The sequence below is a fragment of the Arcanobacterium phocae genome, from assembly GCF_900105865.1.
GTDB lineage: Bacteria > Actinomycetota > Actinomycetes > Actinomycetales > Actinomycetaceae > Arcanobacterium > Arcanobacterium phocae.
The window spans coordinates 1,885,418-1,902,684 of sequence record NZ_LT629804.1 but is presented as its reverse complement, the minus strand read 5'-3'; the positions used below and the strand labels follow the sequence as shown (position 1 = coordinate 1,902,684).

The 17,267-nt window shown below is 51.0% G+C and carries 15 protein-coding genes and 1 tRNA gene; 7 read left to right on the top strand and 9 right to left on the bottom strand.

The annotated features are described in order from the left end of the window. Complete coding sequence (locus tag BLT51_RS09525) at positions 1-219, top strand: IS3 family transposase (RefSeq protein ID WP_091282255.1); 219 nt, start codon at positions 1-3, stop codon at positions 217-219. Here the strand turns inward: BLT51_RS09525 and BLT51_RS08565 are convergent. The 4 genes from BLT51_RS08565 to BLT51_RS08555 form a co-directional block, all read right to left on the bottom strand. Next, positions 216-578 (bottom strand): hypothetical protein, encoded by a 363-nt coding sequence (locus tag BLT51_RS08565; protein ID WP_091282252.1) that lies wholly within the window; start codon positions 576-578, stop codon positions 216-218. The two genes, BLT51_RS09525 and BLT51_RS08565, sit on opposite strands and share 4 nt — an antisense overlap. A 75-nt stretch (positions 579-653) precedes the next feature. Next, a complete protein-coding gene (locus BLT51_RS09415; protein WP_269456652.1) occupies positions 654-854 on the bottom strand; it encodes a pyridine nucleotide-disulfide oxidoreductase in 201 nt (66 codons plus the stop codon). Further along, on the bottom strand, positions 845-1,000 hold the full coding sequence (locus tag BLT51_RS09410) for a hypothetical protein (protein WP_269456643.1): 156 nt from the start codon (positions 998-1,000) through the stop codon (positions 845-847). Before BLT51_RS09410 ends, BLT51_RS09415 begins: the two co-directional genes overlap by 10 nt. Positions 1,001-1,341: 341 nt before the next feature. After that, positions 1,342-4,896: a SpaA isopeptide-forming pilin-related protein gene (locus BLT51_RS08555; protein WP_157672980.1), complete on the bottom strand. Its 3,555-nt coding sequence runs from the start codon at positions 4,894-4,896 to the stop codon at positions 1,342-1,344. A gap of 4,036 nt (positions 4,897-8,932) precedes the next feature. On the opposite strand from BLT51_RS08555, the gene BLT51_RS09345 reads away from it, so the two are divergent. From BLT51_RS09345 to BLT51_RS09335, 3 genes are all read left to right on the top strand, one after another. Then, on the top strand, positions 8,933-9,079 hold the full coding sequence (locus BLT51_RS09345; RefSeq protein WP_231943943.1) for a hypothetical protein: 147 nt from the start codon (positions 8,933-8,935) through the stop codon (positions 9,077-9,079). Then, complete coding sequence (locus BLT51_RS09340; protein ID WP_231943942.1) at positions 9,076-9,408, top strand: phage portal protein; 333 nt, start codon at positions 9,076-9,078, stop codon at positions 9,406-9,408. The genes BLT51_RS09345 and BLT51_RS09340 overlap by 4 nt, the downstream gene beginning before the upstream one ends. A gap of 82 nt (positions 9,409-9,490) precedes the next feature. Beyond that, positions 9,491-9,745 (top strand): phage portal protein, encoded by a 255-nt coding sequence (locus tag BLT51_RS09335; protein WP_331712001.1) that lies wholly within the window; start codon positions 9,491-9,493, stop codon positions 9,743-9,745. A gap of 478 nt (positions 9,746-10,223) precedes the next feature. Here BLT51_RS09335 and BLT51_RS08535 read toward each other — a convergent pair whose 3' ends face one another. From BLT51_RS08535 to BLT51_RS08520, 4 genes are all read right to left on the bottom strand, one after another. Beyond that, positions 10,224-10,766 carry a lipoprotein LpqH gene (locus BLT51_RS08535; protein ID WP_091282240.1) on the bottom strand — a complete coding sequence of 181 codons (543 nt, stop codon included), beginning with the start codon at positions 10,764-10,766 and terminating at the stop codon, positions 10,224-10,226. A gap of 157 nt (positions 10,767-10,923) precedes the next feature. Then, positions 10,924-10,997: transfer RNA gene (locus BLT51_RS08530), tRNA-Gly, on the bottom strand. Positions 10,998-11,111: 114 nt separating this feature from the next. Further along, positions 11,112-11,807 (bottom strand): response regulator transcription factor, encoded by a 696-nt coding sequence (locus BLT51_RS08525; protein ID WP_091282237.1) that lies wholly within the window; start codon positions 11,805-11,807, stop codon positions 11,112-11,114. Further along, the gene (locus BLT51_RS08520; protein WP_172801346.1) at positions 11,804-12,547 is read right to left on the bottom strand and encodes a sensor histidine kinase; all 744 of its coding nucleotides are present in this window, start codon (positions 12,545-12,547) and stop codon (positions 11,804-11,806) included. The genes BLT51_RS08525 and BLT51_RS08520 overlap by 4 nt, the downstream gene beginning before the upstream one ends. Positions 12,548-12,673: 126 nt before the next feature. On the opposite strand from BLT51_RS08520, the gene BLT51_RS08515 reads away from it, so the two are divergent. Continuing rightward, a complete protein-coding gene (locus tag BLT51_RS08515) occupies positions 12,674-13,357 on the top strand; it encodes an ABC transporter ATP-binding protein (RefSeq protein ID WP_091282231.1) in 684 nt (227 codons plus the stop codon). After that, positions 13,354-14,748: an FtsX-like permease family protein gene (locus BLT51_RS08510; RefSeq protein ID WP_091282228.1), complete on the top strand. Its 1,395-nt coding sequence runs from the start codon at positions 13,354-13,356 to the stop codon at positions 14,746-14,748. Before BLT51_RS08515 ends, BLT51_RS08510 begins: the two co-directional genes overlap by 4 nt. Here the strand turns inward: BLT51_RS08510 and BLT51_RS08505 are convergent. Further along, positions 14,745-15,131, bottom strand: coding sequence for a hypothetical protein (locus BLT51_RS08505; protein WP_091282225.1), 387 nt, complete (start codon positions 15,129-15,131; stop codon positions 14,745-14,747). The genes BLT51_RS08510 and BLT51_RS08505 overlap by 4 nt on opposite strands. Positions 15,132-15,287: 156 nt before the next feature. On the opposite strand from BLT51_RS08505, the gene BLT51_RS08500 reads away from it, so the two are divergent. After that, on the top strand, positions 15,288-17,147 hold the full coding sequence (locus tag BLT51_RS08500; RefSeq protein ID WP_091282222.1) for a phosphoenolpyruvate carboxykinase (GTP): 1,860 nt from the start codon (positions 15,288-15,290) through the stop codon (positions 17,145-17,147). The last annotated feature ends 120 nt before the right edge of the window (positions 17,148-17,267 follow it).

The following is a 17,267-nucleotide window of genomic DNA, read 5'->3' as shown; positions in this document are numbered from 1 at the left end:
ATGTCGAGGAAAGGAAACTGTCTGGACAACTCGCCAGCACAATCCTTCTTTGCCCGACTAAAAACTGAACTCGACCTCTCCAAGGGTGCACGTAGCGGACAAAGAAGTCTCCAACGAATCATCGCTGAATATATCCAGTGGTGGAACGCCCAACGAATCGTGAGTCGGTTGCACACCAGCCCACTAAAATATAGACAAGAATACGAACTCGCTGTCTAACAAACAGGGTTCATATCAGCTGTTTCCTCGCCAACTCCGTGAATCCGTAGTAGTTCTTCGCGTAGCTCAGGTGTGCTCAGATGCTTGGCGTGTTGATCGCGCTTGATGAACCAAGCGGTCAGTTCGTTGAGGTAGCGTGTCTTGGCTTTGTAGTATCCGCACGGGCGAATCAAGCTAGCCACTGTTTCGTCGTCGGCAGTTAAGAGGTGTTCGGGACTCAGCAAACCGGCGTCGCGCAAATTATCGATGGCAGACTCGACGTTGCGCCAGGAGGTATTTTGGGCCAGTATTGTGCCAACGGCGATCTCGAACCTGGATTCGCCCGGCCACCAGGTTCCAGCTGGTACCTGTATTTCCAAAAGCTAAAGAGCTCACGCAGTGCGTGTCTCATTTCGCCTCACCGTCATCGTGCTGCCTTGGTGTATCATGTTGCTTTACAGCAACGTCTCGGGGAACTGCTCAAGTAGCCGAAGGCAGACTTCGGACGCGGTCGGGTAAGCCGGCACGGCATGACACAGAACCCGAACCGGGAGCTTGCCGACGATCGCAACCGTGACTGCATGGAGAAGCTCAACAACATCCGGCCCAACGAATGTAGCACCAAGTAGTACACCGGTGTTGGCGTCTACAACCAGCTTTGCTGAGCCATCTGCATCATCCGCAACAGCGCAACTCCGGCAGCTGATGTAATGTCCACTTCGCTGGTGAGCACCTCGCGTCCCTGCTTTTGTACTTGGACATCGGTCAGACCAACAGATGCGACTTGCGGATCGGTGAACACGACTGTGGAACTGGGGCCGGTAGATTCAAAATCGGACGAATTCTTTCAGCATTCTGTTTGCTGCGGCGAATCAATGAAACGTGTCGATTAGTCATCGTATTTTGTGAAATATCCTCAGACTCAAAACTGTAATCTCGGGTTTGATAAGCCAAAGGTATGTTGAGAAGTAGAGTACTGGAAACAGTAATGATAAGCGAAACTAAAACACCGTTTCCCTAGGTAAATGACTGAACTATGAAACGCTGCTATATTTCAGGTCCAATGGAAGTTTGTGGGGTTCTACCAATTGGCGGAACCCCACAAACCTATATTGTTACCCGATAAGAAATCGACTCACTCTGTCACGAGCCGTACCTCCGACTAGTCGCAAAAGTTGCAGCTCCCCCGAACAGTAGCATCGTCAAAAGAGCCACAAGCAACCCAGTTGATGCTCCTGTATGCGCAAGCTTCTTACTTTCAGTCTTATTCGCTGAAAGCTCAGGCTTGAACGGAACCGTGACTGGGGTTTTGGCGTCTTCCATCCGCACGAGTGCGTCTTGACGCGTCTTCCACTGGTCGCCATCCTTGATCTCGATCGTGCCCTTGTCTGTGACTCTGAACGTGATGTTCTCAGCCTTGTCATAGCCCTTAGGTGCTTGGGACTCAATCATCGTGTAAGTACCCACACCCAACGTGATCTTATGGACCTGGTCAGTAGAAACCCACTGACCATCCTTGACCACGGAGCCGTTAACGGATTCACCCGAGACAACCTTGAGCGAAGCACCTGGCAACTCGGCTGTGCTATTGACCTCGACCTTAGAGAACGAGACCTCAACCGTGACTGGGGTTTTGGCGTCTTCCATCCGCACGAGTGCGTCTTGACGCGTCTTCCACTGGTCGCCATCCTTGATCTCGATCGTGCCCTTGTCTGTGACTCTGAACGTGATGTTCTCAGCCTTGTCATAGCCCTTAGGTGCTTGGGACTCAATCATCGTGTAAGTACCCACACCCAACGTGATCTTATGGACCTGGTCAGTAGAAACCCACTGACCATCCTTGACCACGGAGCCGTTAACGGATTCACCCGAGACAACCTTGAGCGAAGCACCTGGCAACTCGGCTGTGCTATTGACCTCGACCTTAGAGAACGAGACCTCAACCGTGACTGGGGTTTTGGCGTCTTCCATCCGCACGAGTGCGTCTTGACGCGTCTTCCACTGGTCGCCATCCTTGATCTCGATCGTGCCCTTGTCTGTGACTCTGAACGTGATGTTCTCAGCCTTGTCATAGCCCTTAGGTGCTTGGGACTCAATCATCGTGTAAGTACCCACACCCAACGTGATCTTATGGACCTGGTCAGTAGAAACCCACTGACCATCCTTGACCACGGAGCCGTTAACGGATTCACCCGAGACAACCTTGAGCGAAGCACCTGGCAACTCGGCTGTGCTATTGACCTCGACCTTAGAGAACGAGACCTCAACCGTGACTGGGGTTTTGGCGTCTTCCATCCGCACGAGTGCGTCTTGACGCGTCTTCCACTGGTCGCCATCCTTGATCTCGATCGTGCCCTTGTCTGTGACTCTGAACGTGATGTTCTCAGCCTTGTCATAGCCCTTAGGTGCTTGGGACTCAATCATCGTGTAAGTACCCACACCCAACGTGATCTTATGGACCTGGTCAGTAGAAACCCACTGACCATCCTTGACCACGGAGCCGTTAACGGATTCACCCGAGACAACCTTGAGCGAAGCACCTGGCAACTCGGCTGTGCTATTGACCTCGACCTTAGAGAACGAGACCTCAACCGTGACTGGGGTTTTGGCGTCTTCCATCCGCACGAGTGCGTCTTGACGCGTCTTCCACTGGTCGCCATCCTTGATCTCGATCGTGCCCTTGTCTGTGACTCTGAACGTGATGTTCTCAGCCTTGTCATAGCCCTTAGGTGCTTGGGACTCAATCATCGTGTAAGTACCCACACCCAACGTGATCTTATGGACCTGGTCAGTAGAAACCCACTGACCATCCTTGACCACGGAGCCGTTAACGGATTCACCCGAGACAACCTTGAGCGAAGCACCTGGCAACTCGGCTGTGCTATTGACCTCGACCTTAGAGAACGAGACCTCAACCGTGACTGGGGTTTTGGCGTCTTCCATCCGCACGAGTGCGTCTTGACGCGTCTTCCACTGGTCGCCATCCTTGATCTCGATCGTGCCCTTGTCTGTGACTCTGAACGTGATGTTCTCAGCCTTGTCATAGCCCTTAGGTGCTTGGGACTCAATCATCGTGTAAGTACCCACACCCAACGTGATCTTATGGACCTGGTCAGTAGAAACCCACTGACCATCCTTGACCACGGAGCCGTTAACGGATTCACCCGAGACAACCTTGAGCGAAGCACCTGGCAACTCGGCTGTGCTATTGACCTCGACCTTAGAGAACGAGACCTCAACCGTGACTGGGGTTTTGGCGTCTTCCATCCGCACGAGTGCGTCTTGACGCGTCTTCCACTGGTCGCCATCCTTGATCTCGATCGTGCCCTTGTCTGTGACTCTGAACGTGATGTTCTCAGCCTTGTCATAGCCCTTAGGTGCTTGGGACTCAATCATCGTGTAAGTACCCACACCCAACGTGATCTTATGGACCTGGTCAGTAGAAACCCACTGACCATCCTTGACCACGGAGCCGTTAACGGATTCACCCGAGACAACCTTGAGCGAAGCACCTGGCAACTCGGCTGTGCTATTGACCTCGACCTTAGAGAACGAGACCTCAACCGATTTTAGTGATTCCGTATCGATCATCTCGATAAGAGGCACCAACGATGGCGGTTTGACAAGTGTGCCAATGAAATTTTGGTAGTCATTGTAGTTTGGTGTATATAGCGGTGTGTACAGGTCGGCTGGAATAACAGCGTCACTGTTCGCATAATCGACTAGCTTCTCGTATGCTTTTTTAATTCTAATATTGCCTGGATCTAAGATGCCTTCGAATCCGTGTTTTTCAGGGGAATGCGCCAGTTCATCTAAGCCAAAAGAATCAGAAAAATTATAGATGGCTAACTGGGTGACAGTGCGGAATTGTGTGTCTGTTAGATCACCCTTAATATTCGCTCCGTTACGCGGGAATCCTGCGTGAATAATGCGTTGGATTGTTGCGCCAAATTTTTCAGGATCTTTAATTCGCGGATTCGACGCATACGAACGTAGAGTAGATGCGTCATATTTTGCTGTGAATGTCGGCGGCGGAGCAAACCTCGAAATATCTGGAGCAATATTTTCTCCATAATCCTCAGAATCCGTCGGTGCTTTAAGCGAAATATTGAAACAATAAATTACTTCATCGCCTTCAGTTGAACCGTTCCCGTTCACTCGATTGACATAGAAATTTTTTCCGTATGGTGTTGTGCCCCAGGAAAAGTTACCATCAGTGAAATCTGTATAAGCGTTTAATGGCTTCGGATCAGTCGGTGAAAATGCAGTATTTTGATTCCAATTACCAGTAGCGTCCTTAGTGTAAAGCAGGCCGTTGTTTACTTTTAATACGATGTTCGCTGCTTTGGAATACCCCCACGGGGCGGATAACTCAGCGAGAGTGTAGGTTCCGTCTTCTAAGGTGAGATCGGTATACTTTCCGCTGGGCCACAGCTTGACTGGATCTAGACCAGAAGGGACTTGCCCAGGAAAATCTCCTTTGTATAGAGCCAGCTTGGCTCCTGTTAGCTGGTTACCGCGCTCTTGGTCAGCGACCTTACTAAAACGAACTTTTAATTCGGTTGGGTTTTTGGCTAGAAAGAACTCTGTCTTGTTGGCGGCGGAAATACTGTTGAGAGGGTATGAGTTTTCTCGGGTTCTATTTTGTACCGCAGATGCTGGATGCGCAATCAAAATGGCGGAAAATAAAACACTCAATGATGCAATAATAGCCGCGAATCTATTACGGAGTTGTCGCCTTTGTTGGCATCTTATTCCTCTTCTCTGTGCAAGTGTATTTATCATTTGTCTCCTTTTTGTCGGCCTAGGATGTTGTACTCTTGTGGCACCGAAACCATACCCAGAATAATCTTAATTCTAAGGGGAAAATCCAAATTGTGCAGTCAAAGTCTATTTTTGGAGGTGCCTGTAAATAGTGGATATGTAGCGGCGCTACTTATTGTTGGTCCGGGAGTTAGTAGAATCAGTGAGAGAAGAAAGAATGTGGGAAATACCTAAATCGCTTCAAATCGGTGTCATTCGGATAGTTTTGGTAGCGTCGACATTCAATATGCCTCTCGCATCTGCAGTAACCTTCCTTAACGAGGAGCAGTTACCTTCTCTGGCTTTGAGTGGTACCTGCGTTCTCATCTCAGAAAGAGGACGTCTAGGTTCTATCGGTGGCGGTGCCAATCTAGGTAGCTCAATCGATAGTAGCAATGCGTGGCGTAGGATTCTTAGCTGTGTTTGTACACGGATGCGGGCAGATCAGGATTAGAAGTTTTTGGGCATATTCCATGAACTCTTACTAGCAGGTGCGAGACGCGAGAGTGGAGTGAAGTGGATCTCAAGAAAAACGAGAGCATTTGAATATTCGACTAAGTGTCCGTCAGGCAGGATATTGGTATGGTGAGGTGAGGCAGGGTAAGATTGTGGTCGTCCGGTTTCGATGCAAGAGAACTAAAAGCGCAAAGCGACATGCTTGTGGGAGATGTTTGCGTATAGAGCTCAAAACCTGCGAGACTGTACTATGATGCTAGGGAGGTGATCATCCTTCTGTGGCTTAAAGTGAACTGAGCGATAGGTGAAAGTCCCGTGATTTCACCCATTACAGATGCGAATCAAAAACTATGTGGTCAGCTTAATCGTAATGACAGGTCAGGGCTCGGTATCACCGATGATTTTTCTCTTTTTCTTGCTCCTCGGGTTTGAAGGTTTTCTGTATTTACGCAGGGGTTTAGCTTAGCCAGTCTGCGTGCAACGACTATTAACCTCTCAAAGAAGATTGTCCAGCTAGAGGTTTGCAACCAGACTTCTAGCTGGCAGTAATTCATATCTCCATTTGGTATAATTTTTGCTTAGGGAAAATAAATGAAATTCGCAATGTAAATTGACGGAGCCAGTGTCTGAGTGTAAATCCTATCCATTTGGATTATCAGGTAGTGTGGAAGGCCATTGGAATTTTCAGAGTTTTCCACCTAGCGGCGAGAAGATTTCGTTCTCTAAGGTTCGATCCTCAAAAATTAGTTCGCATATACGGATCAGTGGTGGCTGATATTACCATTTTCTGGAATCCGGCTCAGTTGGAAGATTAGCTTTTGATCCATGCTGAAATGATCTGAATTGTGGTTCTCTATTATTCGTCACTGTTGTCTTAGGGCTTTCTGGTTGCAAGAAAGAAATAGTGACGGATCCAGAGTTAGTCCGTGAAGTATTACGTTACGCTTTCCTCAGGGCGCATCTTGAGTTCCAGTGGTCGTTGTAGTGCTAGCCTTAGAAGGGGCTGGTTACTGTGGTGCGGGAGTATCGTGGTGAGGTGTTTGCGTCTCGGTCGCAGATGTTCGCTGCGCGTCGGGCGCATTCCTCTTGGGAGTGGGGTCTATTTGGGTTATTAATCGAGAAAAGGGGCGATGCGCCTCCAGTACGATCCGAGAGGTTCGACTGGGCATCAACCCAGGCTTCAGGATTGTGTGAGTCCTACCATGCTCATCAGTGAACAAGTGTGCGGCGTCAACGCCCCAAGACCGCTCATACCTTGAACAGCGTTGTTTTGTTTACCTCGGTTGGACAATGGCCTAAAAGCATTTCCTTACCTGAACGTATCAGTGGCAGACTAAAACAGATGTGCTCCCACGATGATTCCAAGCATTTATACACTGAAACGATCTATCAGGCGATTTACGTTTATACCAGAGGCTGACCTAGGCTCGACTTGAAAAGGTGCTACTTCAAGGATGAGCCACGCGTAAGCCCAGAAGCAGCACTGATGAAAACATGCCTTGTTTCTCGTGAGCTCATGGTTATGATCTACGATCCCCAGCCAGTGTCGTTATCCATGCTATTCCGGTGCACTGGGAGAGCAATCTGATCTCGGGAGCAGGCGGCAAGAGTGCTATCGGTACTCTCGCTGATCCAAACACACGATTCACATCTTTTTCATCTACCCCAGCGCCATGACTCCAGGCTGTTCAAGAAGCAATCATCCACAAGACGCGTGACCTACCAGCAGTTTGACGCAACAAGTTGACTTGGGGTCGAAGCAGTCGAATGAAACTCCACTCCTGAATCTCAACAATCTTGGAAATGAATGTTGACTTCTGTACCCCCACGCCCCATGACAACAAGGAACCAACGAAAACTCCAACGGACTACTACACCAATTCGTCCCGAAAGCGCCGATTTAAGCGTGTACTCCCAAGCCTACCTTCAGGATGTTGAAGGAGCCAACGATCGGCAATGTAAAACACTCGACTATGACAAATCCAGCGAGCGTATCCTAGAACTCACCAGTTAAAACAAAGACGCTGCAACCGCTACCAGAATCCACTACAACGAGAAGAATATTCACGATTACCGGAAAATATCATAAAGCTCTCGTGAGCGTAGTGACGACACTAGCATTATCTCTCCACGGTTGGATTTGCAGCAGCTGCTGAAGTGCCTGACAAAATACTTCTCCGTGAAGAGCTTCTGCGGATATTGAAGCTGCTGCAAAAACTCATACTATTGTCTTTCTAGACACGCATGATGTTGACGAGGAGAGAATCAAGATTGGAGATGGGGCAATCACAGTTCCATCAGCAACAGAAGTAGAGTTCTCGCGAATACTTCCAACTGGATTGCTTAGCGTTTTTCAAACTTTGAGCGTAAGTGAATCAGACTACTATTCATTGGAGATACGCGATGAAGATACGGTGCTTGCAGATCTCTATTTCATATTCCAGTTGTGAAATTTCCTTCGGTAGATCCAGATTTTCATCTAACATATTTGGAAGATGGGGAATCGTTGCGTGGGATCAAAATGGGAATCTTGTAGGAACCTTTGCGGTGCCTTGGGCAGTCGATGCAAACGGAATAAAAGTTAACACTGAGTATATAACTGAAAGTGACTGTGTAATTCAGTATATCTGTACCGGCTCTGCAATGATTTATCCTGCAGTCGCTGATCCTTTCTGGATTCCTGCTTCAGCTGTAGTGGCACATTTTACTCGTCGCGCATTAACCCAAGCTACCGCTAGGGAAGTGAGCCAAGCATTGATGAAATAAGCGGTGACAAATGGTGCGAAAACTGCAGGTAAGAAAGGGATATCAGTGCTTACTCAAGGTAAAGGGAATACTAGGATTCATGTTATTGTAGCCAACAAAATTGGAAACATTACCGCGGTCACAAAAGGGGGAAGATCATACATATGGCATATGACAAATGACAGAGAAGCTGATGTTGCGTATATTATGTTCGGTGAATAGATTGTGCCAGAAGAAGCATCGCAACAGGTGGCATTCTTTGATGAGCCGAATAAGTAGACGCAAGTGACTATAGATGTTGATAGAGAAGGGTATCCTACCGATATTGAAATACCTGCAGCTTAAGCTGGTCTGCACGATGATGTTTTGAACAAAGTGCAACATTTCCCAGTGCCCTCTTTCACATGTTAGCTATGAAAAACGAATATGGCTAGTCGATTTATGTTACTCATTTACTAAAGGAGCGGATATGGGTTTTCTAACTTGCCGCTAGGCGACACGACTCATGCGATAGAAGATCATGTGATTGGATTTTCGTATAGTTTTTGCTCGGGCCAATGTCTCCGGCTCGTCCGGTGATTGAGCGACCTGTGATGCAGATAACCGCTGTGTACAGTTGCGTGTGGATTTTGGCTGAGGCTATCGCGGGTTTACCGTTGTACGCCTATCAGCAAATCTCGGAGGGATGGTAAGGACAAGGCGCCGAACCATCCGCTGTACGTGTTGCTCCATGATGAGTGCCGAATCAGGAGATGACGAGCTTCGTACTCCGAGAAACGTTGATGAAGCACCTTCTGTTGTGGGGCCGTTTGTTCAGGTGCTGCGCAACGGGCGCGATGAGGCGATAGGGTTGTTTGCGTTGATGCGAATCGGATGACGGCGGACTGTGATGAGGCTGGCAACTCTACTACGAATATCAACGTTCCTGGGGTGAATTCTCTGACAGATTCGAAACTGTCACCTGTCGCCTTGGCTATTTGCAACGTGCTCCATATTCGAGGACTAGGTTCTGACAGCCTAGTCGGTTATAACCCGATTGCGATGACGAAGAACGCCATCGATCTTGCTCGGACAACCGAACACTACGGAGCGAGCTTTTTCTCCAATAGTGCTGCGGGGCGCTCGAGCATCCGGGCACGATCAAGGATTCCTCCGCACATGATCGGCGACCTTGAAAAGAGCTCTTTTAGCAATATTGAGCAGTAGTCCTTTGAGTTTGTGAAGTACACGCTTGATCCGTGGGTGATTCGCTGGGAACAAGCCATCACTAAAACGCTCTTGGCTCCTTGTGAGAAGCCGCAGATTTTATGTGAAGTTCAACTTCGAGGGCTTGCTGCGCGGTAAATATAAGTCGCGGATGGATGGATACACGGTCGTTCGGCAGAACGGGTGGATGAGCGCCAATGATATCCGTGAGCTGGAAACCTCGACCGTATCAGTGAACAAGCTGGCTGGGATTTGTATTTGGTTAATGGCAACATGCTTCCGCTCGGCCTTGCTGGTGTATATGCCAGTACCCAACCAGCAGAGTCCGAACAGATAGAACCGGAGTCTGAGTCTGTTGAGGAGCCTTCGAGTAACGAACTGCCCCTAAGGAGGAGGGTACGAGACGTTTTGGGACTGGCTCACACCTAAGCCAAACCATGACCTGGATGCTGAGAGCGTCGGGGTTTTGCGTATCCACGGTAGGATCGCTGAAGAATCCTGGCTCAATGACAACGTTACACCCGCCGTCTTCACCAATGAACTCAACGGAGGGCATGGAGAGAAAAGAAAAACAGTGGCATCGAACACAAGATGCAAGTACGCAGTCTAGTGCTACAACTACAAAGACGACGGTGAACAATCTTGTAACACTGCGACTGCGAAAGCCGGGCAGATTGAGGCACTGATTGATAAAAACTAACGCCACGATGTGGAATCGTGGCTTATGCCAGTCCTGTTGCCCAGAGCTCGATGTTGTTTGCCGGGTGGCCATCAGATGTGAAGATGTTTGGATAATCGGTGTTCTGGCATAATGCTTATTGCGTCGGGCAGTCGACGATGAGCTCTCCCGATACTGTTGCTTCTGTGCCAGGAATATTGCCAAAAGAACCGGTAACTGTGTAGGTCTTTCCCTGGTGAGTGGCAATGAAATTGCCTGTCCTAGGGTTATTGGAGGACCAGGCGTGGGCTAAAACCTCTTGATTTGTTTCAGTAGGAATTCCATAACCGATTCCTACGTCAAGAACGTCGATCGCGTCGTCCGATTCCCATAGTGTTGCCCAGTAGGGAGAATCAGAACTTGGGTCCCAGCCAGGTGGAAGCACGACGATACGAACTACATTTCCGTCGACGTCGCATGAGACGGATGCTTCGGAAAGATCAATATCGGCGCCATTCCAAGTTGCACGTGCACGACCAGCGGGTTTGGATGTGTTAGGTGAAGCAGTGGAGGATGGAGAATGTGCGTTGGAAGGTGAGTACGTCCTAGCATCTTCCGCAGGCGAACACGCACTGACAGTGCTCACTGCTATGCTTACGAGTGCGAGAAGCCGGAAAAGGCTTGTTTTCTTGTGAGACATCACGCGGCACCTGCTATATGAGAAGTAATAATGTCTTGTCTAAACCACTCATCATTATAAACAGTTTGTTTACTGAATTGAAGGGAATGCCCCGCACTCTGAAGGCTCGTGCCAATGGCCATGCGCCAACGCCGTTTTATCATTATCGAGCGTCTAGTGGAGCGGGCGACGGGAATCGAACCCGCCTCTGCAGCTTGGGAAGCTGCCATTCTACCGATGAACTACGCCCGCAGTGGCGAAAGCCAACGACTTAACTATACACATTCGCGTCCCGTTCGTCACCTTGAGGAAGACACCTCGAGTCACGCTCAGCCACGGCACCTTGCAAGAGTCACCTTGTAAGAGTCACCGTGACGCGGCGCCCGCTCCGCCAGTCTCAGTTAGATACGTCAGCACCGCGCGCACCCGGCGGTTTTCTTCGCCCGGCGCCAGCCCGAGTTTGCTGAAAATATTTGCCACGTGTTTCGATACGGCCGCCGCGGATAAAAATAAATCCGCCTGGATTTGCGCATTGGACAGTCCGCGCGCCATGAGCTCAAGGACTTCGCGCTCGCGGGGCGTGAGCGCCGCGAGCGCGGTAGACCGGCCACGGATGAGCCCAGCAGCAACTTCTGGATCGACGACGACGCCTCCGCCAGCAACCATATCCAGCGAGGTGACGAAGTCGGCCACTTGGGAGACGCGCTCTTTGAGTAAATATCCGATCCCGCCGCGGGCCATTCCGTGCGCCGAGCCAAACAACGATTGGGCATAGGCGGGTGCAACATATTGAGATAGCACCATCACAGCCAGGTTGGGATAGGCACAGCGCAGTTCGTCGGCGGCACGTAGGCCATCATCAGTCATCGTCGGTGGCATACGCACATCAGTAAGAACGACGTCGATCTGCCCGCCGTCGTCGATAATTTTGCGCACCCCGGACACAAGTTCTGGGGCAGAACTAGCTTCGCCAACAATCTGGTAACCCACGCGTTGCAAAATACCGGAGAGCCCGGCGCGCATCAGGGCGGCGTCGTCGGCAATAAAAATTGTGCGAGTCACTGGTTTTCTCCTGAGTGTAGAACAATACTTGATTCGCCGGTGCGTAACAGTAGCGGAATTCTCCCGGTTACTTTCGTGGGACCACCGGCAGGGGAGACGACGTCGAGTGTTCCGCCGAATGCGGCGAGCCGTTCGCGCATTCCAGCGAGTCCGTGTCCGCTAGTTAGCTGCGCACCGCCCGGCCCGGTATCAACGATCGACACGTGCAGGTATTCGTCGGCGGCAAGCATAACCGTAGCCTCAGCGTTTGGTGCATATTTCGCAGTGTTCGTGAGCGCTTCGGCCACCAGAAAATAGGCGGTAGCAACTACGCCTTCCGGTAGGTCAGGTAGCGGATGGGGGACGACGACGCGCACCGGCAGCTCACTGCGTTCGGCAATATCGCGCACGGCAGCTGCCAATCCCATGTCAGACAGTAGCTTAGGGTGAACATTGTTGACCGTTGCCCGCAAAGCTGCCAACCCTTGCTGGTTAGCGGTTTTCGCGCGCGCGATTATCTCTGGCAGATCAGCCAGTTCGGCAGGCAATTCGCCAGCCAAGGTGACAATGAGTTCGAGTTCGCCCAGCGCCATTCCGGTAGCAACAAGGTATTGTTGGGCACCGTCGTGCAGGTCGCGCTCGATTCGGCGGCGTTCGATTTCGAACGCTTTGACGATTTCGCGGCGCGATTCGGTCAGGTGTGCGATTTCCTGGGCGTACGACGTCGAACGCATAGAAAATAGCCGGCGAAGAAAACTCATACTAGTAATATTAGCGGGTGGAAGCTGGCTCAACCGCCGCAGAAGCGAATGGTAGGGCTAGCTCTACCTCAAAAATGGGAGGTAGCACCATGGTGTTCGCTACCGTGAGCCGGGAAAATAGGAACCATGAACGAAATGAATCTCCGCGGTCGCGGTTTAATGAAAACATACGGTGACGTCCACGCGTTGGCGGGCGTCGATATTGATATCAAGCATGGCGAGCAGGTGGCGATTATGGGGCCGTCTGGTTCCGGTAAGTCAACCATGCTTCACGTGCTGTCGGGTATTTTGCAGCCAGATGAAGGCCAGGTGGAACTCGGGGAGCTGTCGATCTCGTCGATGTCAGATGCGAAGCGCTCGAAGTTGCGCCGCTCAAAGCTTGGTTTCGTGTTCCAAGACGGCCAGCTAGTGCCGGAGTTGACGGCTCGCGAGAATGTGGCTTTCCCGCTGTTGCTTAACGGTGTTTCGCGCCGCAAGGCGCTAAAGACCGCAGAAACGTGGTTGGAACGGCTCGGGGTGCGTTCACAGGCTGCTAAGCGCCCAGGGGAGATGTCTGGCGGTCAGGCACAGCGCGTGGCTATTGCGCGCGCACTCGTGCACGATCCGGCGATTTTGTTTGCTGATGAACCCACCGGCGCACTCGATCAGGCAACCGGCCATGAAGTGATGCAGTTGTTGACTGCTACCGCAAAAATGAACGGCACGACCTTGGTGGTTATCACCCACGATACGCAGGTGGCCTCGTGGTGCCAGCGTTTGGTAGAAATTCGTGACGGTCTAATTCACTATGACGGGGCGGTGTCACGATGAAGTCGCTGTCTTTAGCCGCGATGCTGACGCGTGCCCGATTAGGCGCGCGCACTGGCAGCGGTATTTTGGATCTGTTTGCGGTTCTTGCGTTTGCGGTGTCATCATGGCTGACATTGACCACGTTGGGTGGCGTCTTCATGTTCCAAACGCGTGTTGGAGCGATCAACCAGGCTGTTGCGACGGCATTCCATAGCGATGTGCGCACCGAATCGATTGGCGAAATCTATGCGGCGTTCGCAGTTATTGCGTTGGCATTGCTGACGATCCCGTTGTTGTCGCTCGGTTCAGGTGCTGCTCGGTTAGGTGCTGGTGGCCGGGAACGCCGCCTAGCATCGTTACGTCTGATGGGTATGAGCGCCAGTCAAGTCTTGGTGATGTCGATTGTGGAAAGTGTTTTGCAGGCAACGATTGGCTATGTAGCAGGTTTGGCTGTTTACTTGGCAACTTTGCCGGCGTGGTCTCAGCTCACCTTTGGCACGTTGCCGATTAGTACGGCTCATATGTTACTCCCGTGGTGGATGTTGTTAGCGGCCTACGTTCTGGTGCTCGTTATTGCTAGTATTTCAACGGTTGTTGGCCTGCAGCGGGTAACCATTTCGCCACTGGGAGTTGCGCATCGCGTTATCCCAACGAATGTGAAAATGTGGCGTTTAGCTGTTTTAGGCGTAGCGTTGGCTCTCCTGTTGTATATGACGGCAACCTTCTCGCCAAGCTCGGTTGATGTTGGTCAAGTTCTTTCTATCGGTCTCGCCGTGGTGATCTTCTTTGGCGGTTTGGCCTTGGCAGGGCCGTTGTTTATTCAGCTGACGATGCGACCGCTCGTTTTTACCGGCTCACCAGCACGGCTCATCGGTATTCGCCGGGTGGTTTCGCATTCGCGGGCGGCGTGGCGCAATGTCAGTGCGGTGGCACTCATGGGTGCCGTGGCAACGTTGGTGTCCACAATGGCCATTGTTTCGCTAGATACGCCAGTTGACGATCAAGCACAATCGTATGCGGAATTGATGGCCCACGATATTCCGCAAGGAGTGTTGATTGCGTTTGCTTTTGCCTTGGTTATCGGTGCGGTATCGACGATGATTCACCAAGTCTCGGATGTTTTTGACCGCAGTGATGAAACCCGCGCCTTGGTGTATGTTGGCACGCCCGTCTCGACGCTCATTCGCGCCCGGTTTATTCAGGTGATGTATCCGTTGCTCGCAGTGTTGGTGATCGTGGTGGGGCTGTCATTTGTGCCTTCGCTAACGCATCCGGCATTGGTGAAGTGGGGGAACATGCTCGCACTGATGACGATGATTGGTTTGGGTATCGCTTTGACGTTTGCTGCTGTGGCCGTCACGGTTCCGATTCAGCATCGTATTTTATCGGCGCGGGTGCGCCGCAACGATTAGTCTCCGTTAGTCGATTTGGTGGCGCCGGTGTCAAGCTGGCGCCACTGAATTTTTATTCCCGGCGTTGCAGTGAGTTTTTCGAAGAGTTCGTCCGCGCCGTCGCAGATCGCGTCGGCTACGTCTTCGCCACCGGAAACAATATCAGCGACGACGGCGTGTGGCTCAGATTCGCTGACGTTGGGGTATATTGCCCATCCGCCACGCCCGGCTACGCCATTCTCATCATGCTGTAGGGACCGGATAAAAGATGTGAATGCGGTGCGCAGCACGGCAGCATCAGAGTGCGAGATGATTGCTCGAAGGGTTCGTGTGTAGCTTGGGGGCTGGGTCCAGAGCCAATCGTAGTCGGGCACGTAGGGACGGGATTGCTGTTGGTTTTTCATGGGTATCCTCTCGCGTATATCGATACGAGTAGTCTATCTGTTTCTTTGGTCCTGTATTAATGAACCGCAATAGGATAAGCTGTTCAACAAGCACAAATAAAAATGTTCGAGTATGGCGAATAATTTGTGTTTATCCGCTAATGAAAGGGGAAACAGATGACTGTTTCGGAAATCCTCCAGGCTGCGGGCCTGAAAAATTCAGCCGTTGAAGAATACGTTGCGTATTGGGCGGACATCACCCAGCCAGATAATATTGAGGTGATTAGCGCTTCTGATGATGAACGTATAGTAAACGAAGCGTTAGCTGCGGGAGAGATCTTCCCAGCCGGTGAAGACCGTTATTACTCCCGTTCCTATTACAAGGACACAGCTCGGTCCGAAGAGCGTACCGTCGTCGCTACTCATCGTCCTACCGATGCTGGTGTTTACAACAACTGGCGTGACGCTAGTGAAGTAACTAAAACTCAAATCGAGCATATGCGTGGCGCATCGCGTGGCAAGACCATGTACGTGGTTCCTTACTTGATGGCCCCAGTTGGTTCGCCACTTGCAAAATATGCTCTCGGAGTTGAACTAACTGATAACCGTACGGTTGCGATCCACATGATTCGGATGGCTCGCGTCGGCGTTGAATATCTCAATGACTTAGAAGACCCATCGATGTTCGTTCGGGCTGTCCACGTCACTGGTGATTTGGAAAATCTCGGTCAAGGCACCGATGACGATCAGCGACTGTTTGCGACCGTTGCTGACGAGCGCACAATCTTGCACTACGGATCTTCCTACGGCGGCAACGCACTGTTGGGCAAAATCGCCCACGGCTTGCGCCAAGGATCATTCGATGGCTGGTTCTCCGGTGAATTCCTCGGTGAACAGTTCATGCTTATCGGTATTAAGGATAAGCAAGAAGATCGGACCTACTACGTTTGCGGCGGCTTCCCGTCGGCATCCGGTAAGACCAATCTAGCTATGATGCTTCCCCCAGAAGCGCTCGGCGATCGCTACGAAGTATTCTTCTATGGCGACGATATTGTTTGGCTCCGCGTAGATCCAAAGGATGGTCGCCTCTACGGAATGAATCCAGAGTTCGGCGCGTTTGGCGTGGCTAAGGATACCAACTGGGACACCAACCCAACTGCAATGGAATCATTGGCTCCTGGAACTCGCACTCTCTTTACGAACGTGGCCTACAATCCACAAACGGAAGAACTGTGGTGGGAAGGCAAGACCCCAGAATGTCCAGAAGACGTCACTGGCTGGCTTGATTGGAAGGGCGAACCGATCGCGGATCGTCCCGCTGAACGCCAACGCTCTGGAGCTAAGGGTGACGAATGGGCGCATCCTAACTCCCGTTTCACCACAACACTGGCAAATGTGCCAAACGTTGCTCCAGATTATGACGCGCCATCAGGTGTGCCGATTGATGCCATTATCTTTGGTGGCCGCGTATCTGATCGCGAACCACTTATTCGGGCAATTACCGATATTGCCGAAGGTGTCTACGACGGTTTGACTATGGGCGTTCAAGCTACCTTCGCAGCCGAAGGTAAGGAAGGCGTTTTGCGCTATGATCCAATGTCTATGCGTCCATTTATGTCTTACCCAGAAGGCGATTATGCGGCTCACTGGATGAAGATCATCGGCGAAGCAAAAGATACTCCAATCTTTGCTCACGTGAACTGGTTCCAACGCGATCCAGAAGACGGCCATTTCCTGTGGCCTGGATACCGCGATAACCTTCGTGCACTCCTATGGCTACTGGAACTTAAAGACGGTCGTGTTAAGGGAACTCAAACACCAGTTGGTATTGTGCCAACTATTGATGAGCTTAACCTTGACGGTTTTACTGGTTCTCGCGAAGACCTCGCGGAAATCTTGCGCATCGATCCAGAACTCTGGGTTCGTGAGTTGCAAGCACGCCGTGAGCATCTCGAACAGTTCGATCATCTCCCACAAGAGATTTGGGACGCGCATGAGCGAGTGGCCAAAGCAGTTGTAGAGCTATCGCAGAAGTAGTCACCATCTGACTATCACTTTTTATGCCACCAGCGGGACTGTGTTCTTTTGAACGCAGTCCCGCTGCTTGCGTCGGCTAGGATATATGAACATGTATTTTTGCGGGTTGTATTGGTAGCG